Below are 11,453 nucleotides of genomic sequence, written 5' to 3'. Positions count from 1 at the left end.
GTGTTAGAGGGCATCTTATGATCAGTCTGAGCGATTTAAGACAATTCAAACAGCAAGGTCGAAAATTTTCATGTCTGACTTGTTATGACGCCAGTATGGCGAAGGCAATGGAAATTGCTGAAATAGATACCATTTTAATTGGTGATTCGCTTGGGATGACTATTCAAGGCCATGATTCAACGTTGCCTGTGAATGTGGAAGATATGGTCTATCACACCTCAGTTGTACGTCGTGGAAATAACCATGCTTTCATCTTAACTGATCTGCCTTTTATGAGTTATGCCACACTTAATGATGCACTAGTAAACTCGAAAAAAGTGATGCAGGCTGGCGCACAAATGGTCAAGCTTGAAGGTGGTGCTTGGCTTGCTGAAACGGTAGAAGTATTGACTCGCAATGGTATTCCAGTGTGTGTCCATCTTGGACTAACGCCGCAATCCGTTCATGTATTTGGTGGCTATAAATTACAAGCCAAAACGCGTGAAGCTGCGGATCAGCTGATTGCTGATTGTAAAGCCGTTGTTGAGGCTGGGGCTGCAGTGTTATTGCTAGAGTGTGTACCTGCACAATTGGGTCAAGAAATTACAGAACTATTTCCGCATGTACCTGTGATTGGTATTGGTGCTGGAGCACAAACCGATGGTCAAGTTCTGGTTGTTCAAGATATGCTGGGATTAAACTTCGGTCGTGTTGCACGTTTTGTACGTAATTTTATGAAAGAACAGTCTGGTGAAACGTCCATTCTTGATGCAATCAAATCGTATCATGTTGCTGTACTAGATCAATCTTTCCCTGCTAAAGAACATACGTTCCAAGTTGAGCTTTAATCATGAAAACTGAAACAACAATCCATGGTTTAACCGCATCCCTTCATGCTGCTCGTCAAGCACGAAAGACTATTGGTTTTGTCCCGACCATGGGGAATCTACATCAAGGTCACTTAAATTTAGTACGTGAAGCACGTAAATTATGTGATGTGGTTGTGGTCAGTATTTTTGTGAATCCGATTCAATTTGGCCCAAATGAAGATTATGACAGTTACCCACGCACACTTGATCAAGACAGTCAGTTGTTGGCTGAAGAGGGTTGTGACATTATTTTTGCACCTTCAGTTGAGCAAATGTATGGCAGTCAACCTCGCTTAACAAACATTAGTGTCGGTCAAATTACCAATGATTTATGTGGTGCTCAACGTCCGGGGCACTTTGATGGTGTTGCGGTAGTGGTAACGAAGTTATTTAATATCGTACAACCGCATTTTGCATTTTTTGGTCAAAAAGACTACCAGCAGTTGGCTGTGATTAAGACAATGGTACGTGACTTGAACATGCCGATTGAAATTATTGGTGTGCCAATTGCACGTGCTGAAGATGGTTTGGCATTAAGTTCACGTAATGGTTATCTTTCGGCTGAACATCGTCAAATTGCACCAGTCATTTATCAATCTTTAAAAACTGCTGAAACAAATTTAAAACAAGGTCAAGCGCTTACAGAGGTTCTTGCTGAGATAAAATCAACTTTAAGTGATGCTGGCTTTGTCGTGGATTATGTTGAAGCACGTAATCCAATGTTGCAGGCAGTAGAGCAATTTGACCAAGATATTGTGTTATTTGTTGCTGCGAAAATTGGTTCGACACGCTTGATCGACAATTTACAAATCAGTCATTAAAACAGGATTAAACTCGATGATGATCGTCAGGTGTGGTGCATGAAGCGAATTCTTATTGTTACAGGACAATCCGGTTCAGGGAAGTCATCTGCATTGCAGGTTCTCGAAGATTTAGGTTATTACTGTATCGATAATTTGCCGCTAGCATTACTTCCTGAGATCGTTGGAAAGTTAGATCAAGAAAATAATTTAGAACAATTGGCTTTAGGGGTTGATGTTCGGAGTACACGCGCTGATTTGCAAGAATTTGAGCAAGTTTATCAGCAACTGGAAAAACATGGTGAGGTCGAGGTGATTTATCTCACCACCAAAGATCAAGAGTTAATTGCTCGTTTTAGTGCTTCGCGTCGACCTCATCCACTGGCGAATCGTTTTAAAAGTCTGAATGAGTGCATTCAGGAAGAGAAACAATTACTGTTGCCGATTCAATTAAGAGCAACTGTACAGATTGATACATCAGATAAAAGTGTCCATGATCTTAAAGATACATTATTATCCCGCTTAGGGCAGGTAGATAACTTAATTGTTATTTTACAGTCTTTTGGATATAAGCATGGTATTCCGTTGGATGCTGATTTTATTTTTGATGTGCGGCATTTACCCAATCCACATTGGGATTTAGAGCTTAGAAAATATTCGGGTTTAGATGAGCCCATTGAAAAATTCCTGACATCATTTGACCAAGTGAATATGATGTTTGAGGATTTAAAGCAATTTTTAGAGAAGTGGTTGCCTGCCTTTGCAGAAGGGCATCGCCATTACATTACGGTTTCGATTGGATGTACAGGTGGTCAGCACCGCTCTGTATTTATTGTGGATAGACTCAAAAAGGCGCTTGAGGCACAATGGTCTATTCAGGTCTTGCATAGAGAAATGAAGCACTGGTCATGATTGACACAACTGTTGACGTAATTAACAAATTAGGATTACATGCGCGTGCGTCAGGCAAGCTCATTGAGGTCACTACCAAATTTCGAAGTTCGATTAAAATTGGTAAGGGCGATAAATTAGTCGATGCCAAAAATATTATGTCTTTGCTCATGCTCGGTGCAGGCAAAGGAACTACATTAAGACTAGTGATTGAAGGGGCAGATGAAGAGAAAGCTTTGTCTGAAGTTCAAGCATTATTCGCAGCAAAATTTTACGAGGCTGAATAATCGTGGCACGTCGATCGCAACGTTTTACTGAAGATGATTTTGAGTCTTTAGAAGGACGTGCAAGTAAAACTGAACAAAAGAAAGCTGTACAACGTATGGCTGCTTTAGGGGCTCAACTTGCTGAGTTACCCAAAAAAAAGATTGAAAGCCTTCCTGTGGAAGAGCGCTTAATTGAAGCTTTATTGGATGTTCAATTGATAACATCAGGTGAGGCTCGTCGTCGTCAATTTTTGCGTATTGGTAAATTATTACGCAATGAAGACGAGAGCATGATCTTATCTTATTTGACACCTCAACAAGGGGCGAAAAAGACAGCACAATTGCACCGCTGGGTCGATCGTATGATTGCACAAGGTGAGCCTGTTATTAAAGAATTTATGAAGACTTACAATGCTGCAGAGCATCATGCAATACGTCAGCATTTACTTCGTATTGAACGTGATATTCAAAAAAACTTAGGTGAGGATGCTGTTGCACAATCTAAGTTAAATTTGCTGAATTACGTTCAGCAAGTTGCACTTATCTCTGATCGTTAATGGTAAAAAAAAAGGTCTGATGTTTCAGACCTTTTTTATTTCTTAGATGCTTAATATTTAGAGTGCAGCACGATCTTTTGCCCAATCTCGCAACACAAACTTTTGCAGTTTGCCTGTTGAGGTTTTAGGAATTTCAGTAATCACTACGTCTTTGGGTACCTTGAATCGAGCAAGATGTTGTTTGCAGTATTCAATGATTTCTTCAGGTGTAGCTTGTTGCCCTTGCTTCAATTCAATAAATGCGCATGGAACTTCTTGCCAACGTGGATCAGGTTTTGCAACAACTGCAGCTGTCAGCACGGCAGGGTGTTGATAAAGTACTTCTTCCACTTCAAGTGAAGAAATATTTTCACCACCAGAAATAATCACATCTTTCGAGCGATCTGTAATTTTGGCATAACCATCAGGCTGGCATACGGCAAGATCGCCAGTATGGAACCATCCACCAGCAAATGCTTCAGCGGTGGCTTCAGGGTTCTTCAAGTAACCTTTCATGACAATGTTGCCACGGAACATAATTTCCCCCATGGTCTGACCATCGTTCGGTACAGGCAGCATCGTTTCAGGATCCAATACTTTCATCCCATCTTGAAGTGGATAAGGTACACCTTGGCGTGAATGTAGTTGAGCTTGTTCTTGGATGCTTAAATCACTCCAGCCTGCTTGCGAAGCACATAGCGCTGATGGTCCATAGGTTTCAGTGAGACCATAAACGTGGGTAACATTGATTCCTAGATTTCGCATACCTTCAATAATGGCAGCTGGTGGCGCTGCACCAGCAACCATCACTTCGACTCGATGATTAATTTCGCGTTGTTGCTCTTTTGGTGTGTTGATCAACATGGACAATACAATTGGTGCACCGCAGAAGTAATCGACTTGATGATCCGCGATCAATTGATAGATCTGTGCTGGATCAACTTTTCGAAGACAAACATTTGTGCCACCGTTGGCGGCCATGGTCCAAGCGAAACACCATCCATTACAATGGAACAGAGGCAAAGTCCATAAATAGGTGGCACGGGGTGTCATACCACAAGCAATGATATTACTCGCTGCATTAATATAAGCCCCACGATGATGATAGACCACACCTTTTGGATTCCCAGTTGTGCCTGAGGTGTAGTTTAAGCTGATGGCATCCCATTCATCCTGTGGTAATTGCCACTCAAACTCAGGATTACCTTGTGAAAGCCAAGATTCATACTCAATTTTTCCAATACGGGGCGCTTGATCATTGAATTCATATTCAGTATCTGCAACATCGATAACATAAATGTCCTGAGGAACTTGTGCTAAAGCTTCCTGTGCTAATTCTGAGAATTCAGGGTCAACTAAAAGTACTTTTGATTCAGCATGTTCAAGCATAAATGCGAGTGTTTTTGCATCTAGGCGCGTATTTAATGTATTGAGTACAGCGCCTGCCATAGGCACTGCAAAATGCGCTTCGATCATGGCTGGAATATTTGGAAGTAATACCGACACAGTATCATTTTTTTGAATACCAAGCTTTTGCAGCTGATCGGCAAATTGCCGGCAACGTTTGTACTTTTCTTTCCAGCTAATCCGGCGTGTACCATGAATAATTGCATCTTGCTGAGGGTAGATATAGGCCGCACGCTCTAAATATCTGAGTGGAGAAAGGGCAACAAAATTTGCTGGCGTTCTAGGTAGTTCGTCATACGGACTTAAATTCATTTTAGTATCCATCTTCATTTTTATAATCCTGAGTAAAAGATAAGCAAAAAATAAACGGAATACATTTATCCTTTAGTCGAGCAAACGTGACATTTTGTCAATTAGGCGAAATTTCATATTTTTTAACTTCATTTTATTGCGATTTATTCGTGAAGTTGGTGATATTTATTTGTGCTGAATAATGTAATTGATCGAGAAATAGGGTAAATTTTAAACAGATTTTAAGTTTCAAAATCGAATAATAAAAGCAAAAGGATTTTGCATATGTATATTGTTGGGTGGGGGAAAGATGAAATTAACATCGAACCCAAAGGCTATGCCATGTTTGGCTATGGGATGTGGCATCACCGTGCCTATAAAAAAAGAACTGCGCTGTATGCGAGAACAGTGACCATTCAAAAAGATCAAGATGCCCCATTGATATTATGTTGTCTAGATTTTGGCTGTATTACTTCAGCAATTCGAATCAATGTAATCCAACGCTTGAATGAAACGTTGAGGGATTGTTTCGATCCGCATCGTTTGGTTCTAATGGCAACGCATACCCATTCAGGTCCAGGCGGTTGTGGTTATGAAGCTCTTTATAATATGCCGACACCAGGATTTGTGCCTGAGCACCTTGATGCAGTTGTGGATGCTGTGCAATCCAGTATTCAACAGGCATTATTCAATCGCGATTTTACAGAGATTCGATTAGCGACAATTGACATTCCTGAGCAAGTCCCTGTGGCATGGAATCGCTCGATAAAAGCGTATAATCGAAATCTCGATACTGCATTCGTCGGTGAATCTGAAACTTACAAAGCAATCAATCGACAAATGCAAGTCCTTGGCTTTTATCGTGGGGAAAAGCTTCATTCTCTGTTGTCACTGTTTGGTGTGCATGCGACATGTTTGGGCAATCAATTAGACGCTCATGATGGTGATAATAAAGGCTATGCCGCAACACTTTCGGAAGAGACCTTAAGTGCTGCTGGGGTGGATGGACCAGTTTGTATATTTGCGCAAGCAACAGCAGGCGATGTGTCACCACACTTCCATGGAAAGAATCAGACTAAGATCAGAAAAAAGATAAAAGGAGAAGCAGAATACATCTATGCGAGAAACAATGGTCGTATACAGAGTGAGTATGCTTTAGCCGCTTTACTTGAGCAACAGAATCAAAACATCCAATATCAAGATTTGGATGCAGTACTCGAGTATGTTGATATGGCAAATACTGTGGCTGATCCAGAGTTTTCAGGTGGATATAGCAATGCGATAACAAGCCAAGCTTGTCATGGGACAGCATTTATTGCGGGCACACCAGTCGATGGTGTGGGTGCTGCAAAGCCATTGATCATGGCTATGAATTTACTTTCAAAACAATTCAAACGAAGTAAATTGAATTCAAAAGATCCAGCGGAAAGTGCTTATTATCAGAAGCTTTATCATGCTCAAGGACCCAAAAATATTATTTTTGAATCGGGTCAGCATCGGATATTAGGAAAAAAATTAGGTTCACTTCCTGGTGTTTTAGATCCACTCATTGCTGAAATGAATGCTCAAGTTCACGCTGGCGCAATTCAAGAGAGCGATTTAGTGCCACATATTGTGCCAATTCAGCTCATTCGAATCGGTCAACTTTTTTTGGTATGTGCTCCCGGAGAGTTTACAACAACTTCAGGTAAGCGCGTATTAAATACCATTCAGAAAAGTGTATTACCGACATTTCCTAACGCAAAAATTTGGTTTGCATCTTATTGTAATGACTATATGGGCTATGTCACGACATTCGAAGAATATCAAGAACAAGCCTATGAAGGTGGACACACTTTATTTGGTCAATGGACTTTGGCAGCTTTTCAAACCTATTTTAAACATTTGGCTAAACAGATTTGTTTGCCACCTGAACAACGTCAATTATCAAATTGCGTACCTAAAGCAGTACCTCAAAAAGAATTAGAGAAAAGAACCAATCGGGGAAATGTTCAAACCGCCGTTGCACAAAAGGAGTTGGCAACATGAGTAATCTGACACATCATTATTGGTCTAACTGGTCGGGATATTGCCACTCAAACCCGCAACATATCTTATATCCAGATCAATTACATGAATTACAGGATATTGTGATTCAACATCCTAAAGTTCGTGTGGTTGGTGCAGGGCATTCATTTACTCCTTTGGTAAAAACGGATGCGTCTATTATTTCTTTAGACCGATTTTCAAGTGTCTTAAATGCTGATCAGGCTAAATGCCAAGCGACGTTATGGGCAGGTACTCGACTATTCAATTTAGGACAGCATCTTGCTCCTTATGAACAGTCGCTTATGAATCAGGGTGATATTGATCAACAAAGTTTAGCTGGTGCTGTGTCTACAGGAACACACGGGACAGGTGCAGCGCTATATTCTATTTCAGGCTATGTAGAAGATTTTGAGCTATTACAGGCAAACGGGGAGTTAATCCAATGCTCCAAGACGGAGAACACTGAAATTTTTCAGGCAGGGAGAGTATCGTTGGGATCACTCGGGATATTAACGAAAATAACCATGCAAAACCGCCCTAGATATAAATTGGAAGAGAAAATTCATTTAGCCCCTGTAGAAGAAAGCCTTGATCAATTTCTCCAATTGATGCACCAACATCGGCATTTGGAGTATTTTATTTTCCCTTTTACAGATCAGTTAATTTTTAAAACACTTGATGTTACAGAGGGTGAGGTGAAGCCAAGAGAAACTTCTTGGCCATCTGAGGATCAACTTTTAACATGGTGTTGTGAAATTTCTAAAAAAGCCCCTTTTTTGACGAAATATCTTCAAAAATTAGTCGGTGTTTTTGTGAAGCCAACAGAATTCATTGATTGGTCGGGTGATATTTTTGCAACACCTCGGAATACCAAATTCAATGAAATGGAATATCAAATTCCAATTGAGAATGGTATTCAATGCATCAAAGAAGTGATTGCAACGTTTAGAAAATATCAAATAAATTCTTTTTTCCCTATCGAATTCCGCGTGGTCAAAGGGGACGATATTTGGCTAAGTCCTTTCTATCAGCAAGACAGTATTTCGATTTCAATCCATCAATATTATAAGCAGTCACCTCAAAAAGTATTTGATCTTATTGAGCCGATTTTTCAAAAATATCGAGGCCGTCCACACTGGGCTAAGATGCATCAACTGTCTCACCAAGAGATGCGAGCTCTTTATCCGAAATGGAATGAATTTATGCAAATCAGAGAAGCGCTCGATCCCCATCGAAAGTTTCTCAATCCCTATCTTGAAAAACTATTACTTGGGCAACAAGGATGAGAGATGAATAGTTTTTTTAATCAAATGAATGATGATTTGCGGGCACATGGTTTAGGTCAACCTATGCTCTTGATCGATGACGATGCATTAAACTTTAATATTGCTTATGTAAAACAGCAGCTAGCTTCGGCAAAGCACTTAAAACCGCGGTTAGTCGTTAAATCTTTGGCTTGTTTGCCTTTGTTAAAAAAGCTAAGTTTCGATTTAGACACCCGACACTTTATGGTGTTCCATATTGATCACTTACAATTGATGTTCAATCATTTTGATCAAGCTGATTTACTCTTTGGCAAGCCGATGCCAATTCGTGCAGTAGAAAGGTTTTATCAAAACCATCACACGCCAATCAAATGCAAGATACATTGGTTAATTGATTCCTTTGCTCGTTTGCAACAATATCATGCCTTGGCTGATCAACTGGGATTTAGCTTCAATATCAATCTTGAAATTGATGTGGGATTACATCGTGGAGGCGTTCAAAATTCTGCTGAATTTATACAAATGCTCAATTATATTCAGCAGCATCAAAAAACGCTAAATTTGAGTGGTTTAATGGGCTACGATGCGCATGTTACTAAACTACCTAAGATGGTGAAGCGTGCAGAAACAGCTTATGCTGAGTCTCAACATATTTATCAAAATTATCAGCACATCTTAAAACACCAATTCCCAGATTTAAATCATGCTCAGCTGTGTTTTAACGGAGGAGGAAGTCCAACCTTTAGTTTTCACGTGAAACATAGTGTGTGTAATGATCTGTCATTTGGCTCAATGTTGCTAAAGCCCAGCGATTTTGATTCTGAACATCTTTCTTTGCTTAAACCCGCTTTATATATTGCGAGTCCCGTACTGAAAGTATTAGACGAAGTCTCATTGCCAGGGATACCTTCATTTAAAAAAATAAAATTCTTTCAGAAGCATCAAGCGGTTTTTATCTACGGTGGCTATTGGATGGGTCAATATGTTTATCCAGCAAAATCTCATCCTCATTTATTGTATGGACGAAGCACCAACCAGGAAATGATTTGTGTCGATCGTAAAATTGATATCCATCCTGATGACTATGTATTTATTCGACCGAGCCAGAGTGAGGTGGTCATCCCGCAGTTCAATCGCACGTACCTTTATCGAAAAGAAAATGAGTGGAATTCATCTGATTTGGAAACGAGTAGATTTGAACCTTGGGAAAATTTTAGAGAGTAGTGATTAAAAGAAAAAAAGGGATGAAGTTAATCATCCCTTTTTAGCATTGGTTTGAAATTTATTGGACGCCGCCGTAATGGATGCCCGTTAATTCACTGATTTCTTTTTTCCAAGTGGTTAAGTCATCCAAATTAAATTTACTTAAATGGTCATGCCCACAAGCACGCGCCATTACTTGCATCAACTCGACTGAAGCATTGAAGAAGTTGGCGAGTTGCTGTGCTGATTTTTCTATTTCGAGTCTTCGACGCAAATGATCTTTTTGTGTTGCAATACCGACAGAGCATTCATTTGTATTACACGCGCGCATTCCCAAACAACCAATTGCCTGCATGGCAGAGTTAGACACGGCAATGGCATCTGCACCCAGCGCTAAGGCTTTAATAAAATCAGCAGGGACACGTAAGCCACCTGTAATGACCAAACTAATGTCACGACGTCCTAAACGATCTAAATGACGACGTGCCCGTGCTAAAGCAGGAATGGTCGGCACTGAAATATTGTCACGGAATAATGTTGGTGCTGCACCTGTACCACCACCACGACCATCTAAAATAATGTAGTCCACACCTATCGCAATCGCAGCATCAATGTCTTTTTCGATATGCTGTGCAGACAGTTTAAAGCCAATCGGAATGCCACCTGTCTGCTCGCGTATATAGTTTGCAAACTCCTTGTACTGTGAAAGTTCAGTCCAATCCGGAAAGGTTGCGGGAGAAATCGCAGATTGTCCTTCTTCTAAACCACGTACTTCTGCAATTTTTCCGACCACTTTATGCCCGGGTAGATGTCCGCCTGTTCCTGTTTTTGCTGCCTGTCCACCTTTAAAGTGAAAAGCTTGGCACTTTTTTACTTTTTCAATGTCATAGCCAAAACGACCAGAGGCCAACTCGTAAAAATATCGTGAATTCGAGGCTTGTTCATCATCTAACATTCCACCTTCACCAGAACAGATGCCAGTACCTGCCATTTCCGCACCCATTGCCAGTGCAGTTTTTGCTTCTTGCGATAAAGCTCCAAAACTCATGTCGGAAACAAATAATGGAATATTGAGTCTCAATGGTTTTTTTGCATTTGGTCCAATAATCACTTCGCTTGCAACGGGGGCATCATCCAGTAGAGGAACTTTCCAAAGTTGAGCTGTGACCAGTTGAATATCTTCCCATTTTGGAAGTTTGTCAAAAGGCACACCCATGGCTGCGGTAGGACCATGATGACCGAAATTTTTTAGACCATTTCGAGCTAATTCTAAGATGAATCTATTGTGTGGCTCTTCAGGAGCAGGCTGAGAATCTGCGTAGAGTCCTTGATAACGATCACGGTTGAATTGCTGTGGATTTCTTTTTTCCCAAGCTTCGATTTCTTCTAAGTCAACATAGACATGATCATCATGAATCCAAGCTTTAAATTTTTGCAGATTTTTATTGAGATATCTCGGGTTAATGCCAGTTTTATAGATGTAATGAGAGCCGTGAAGGCCACATACAATTTTGTCGCCTTGAATATGGGCATCGGACATGAGTGCTCCGCGATGCTGACAACGACCATACATGACTACGACTTTTTCTTCATCATGATCTTCAAGACGAAGAACAACAAGATCCACATTGGCTGCTAAAGCATATGCGGGTTTAAGCGGCTGGAGTGTAGACCAAGCAATTAGTGGGTGAGATTTCATATGACCTGCCTAATGATTTCAGTGGGTTATATTTATTTGTTTAAAAGTATGTTGATCATCTAATAGAAAGTATAAAAGATTATTTTTCTATAATTGGGATAATATTGGTTTAAATATTAGATTGGGAATATATTTTAACTATTTTTGTCACAATTAAAACTGCTATCGCCTAATGCTCGATTAACGGTTTATTAAACAACGTGACACGTGTAAAATCTC

Annotated in this window: 10 protein-coding genes; 8 read left to right on the top strand and 2 right to left on the bottom strand. The window is 40.3% G+C overall.

The window, feature by feature from the left end:
• Positions 1-17 precede the first annotated feature (17 nt).
• Genes panB through yjgA form a run of 5 tightly spaced genes read left to right on the top strand, consistent with a single transcriptional unit; the run spans position 18 to position 3,362 of the window.
• Positions 18-827 carry a 3-methyl-2-oxobutanoate hydroxymethyltransferase gene (panB, locus tag AC1M9E_RS11650; protein ID WP_481597617.1) on the top strand — a complete coding sequence of 270 codons (810 nt, stop codon included), beginning with the start codon at positions 18-20 and terminating at the stop codon, positions 825-827.
• 2 nt (positions 828-829) lie between these two features.
• Positions 830-1,669 carry a pantoate--beta-alanine ligase gene (gene panC / locus AC1M9E_RS11645; protein WP_179998617.1) on the top strand — a complete coding sequence of 280 codons (840 nt, stop codon included), beginning with the start codon at positions 830-832 and terminating at the stop codon, positions 1,667-1,669.
• Positions 1,670-1,708: 39 nt separating this feature from the next.
• Entirely contained in the window at positions 1,709-2,560 is an 852-nt protein-coding gene (gene rapZ, locus AC1M9E_RS11640; protein ID WP_035265345.1) for an RNase adapter RapZ, read from the top strand.
• Positions 2,557-2,826 carry an HPr family phosphocarrier protein gene (locus tag AC1M9E_RS11635; RefSeq protein WP_035265349.1) on the top strand — a complete coding sequence of 90 codons (270 nt, stop codon included), beginning with the start codon at positions 2,557-2,559 and terminating at the stop codon, positions 2,824-2,826. Before rapZ ends, AC1M9E_RS11635 begins: the two co-directional genes overlap by 4 nt.
• A gap of 2 nt (positions 2,827-2,828) precedes the next feature.
• Positions 2,829-3,362 (top strand): ribosome biogenesis factor YjgA, encoded by a 534-nt coding sequence (yjgA, locus tag AC1M9E_RS11630; RefSeq protein ID WP_035265351.1) that lies wholly within the window; start codon positions 2,829-2,831, stop codon positions 3,360-3,362.
• Positions 3,363-3,419: 57 nt separating this feature from the next.
• Here the strand turns inward: yjgA and AC1M9E_RS11625 are convergent, their stop codons facing one another.
• Positions 3,420-5,060 (bottom strand): acyl-CoA synthetase, encoded by a 1,641-nt coding sequence (locus tag AC1M9E_RS11625; RefSeq protein ID WP_481587552.1) that lies wholly within the window; start codon positions 5,058-5,060, stop codon positions 3,420-3,422.
• 264 nt (positions 5,061-5,324) lie between these two features.
• Between AC1M9E_RS11625 and AC1M9E_RS11620 the strand changes: the two genes are divergently transcribed.
• The 3 genes from AC1M9E_RS11620 to AC1M9E_RS11610 are packed head-to-tail and all read left to right on the top strand — an operon-like array spanning position 5,325 to position 9,556.
• Positions 5,325-7,067, top strand: a complete 1,743-nt coding sequence (locus AC1M9E_RS11620; protein WP_481607828.1) for a neutral/alkaline non-lysosomal ceramidase N-terminal domain-containing protein — start codon at positions 5,325-5,327, stop codon at positions 7,065-7,067.
• Positions 7,064-8,353 (top strand): D-arabinono-1,4-lactone oxidase, encoded by a 1,290-nt coding sequence (locus AC1M9E_RS11615; RefSeq protein WP_481607829.1) that lies wholly within the window; start codon positions 7,064-7,066, stop codon positions 8,351-8,353. Before AC1M9E_RS11620 ends, AC1M9E_RS11615 begins: the two co-directional genes overlap by 4 nt.
• Positions 8,354-8,356: 3 nt before the next feature.
• Positions 8,357-9,556 carry an alanine racemase gene (locus AC1M9E_RS11610; protein WP_481607830.1) on the top strand — a complete coding sequence of 400 codons (1,200 nt, stop codon included), beginning with the start codon at positions 8,357-8,359 and terminating at the stop codon, positions 9,554-9,556.
• A gap of 58 nt (positions 9,557-9,614) precedes the next feature.
• Here the strand turns inward: AC1M9E_RS11610 and AC1M9E_RS11605 are convergent, their stop codons facing one another.
• Positions 9,615-11,234: a glutamate synthase-related protein gene (locus AC1M9E_RS11605; RefSeq protein WP_481591528.1), complete on the bottom strand. Its 1,620-nt coding sequence runs from the start codon at positions 11,232-11,234 to the stop codon at positions 9,615-9,617.
• Positions 11,235-11,453 lie beyond the last annotated feature (219 nt).

This window comes from Acinetobacter sp. 24-47-47 (assembly GCF_057737035.1).
The sequence above is the reverse complement of the archived record's forward strand: the minus strand, read 5'-3'. Positions and strand labels throughout refer to the sequence as shown.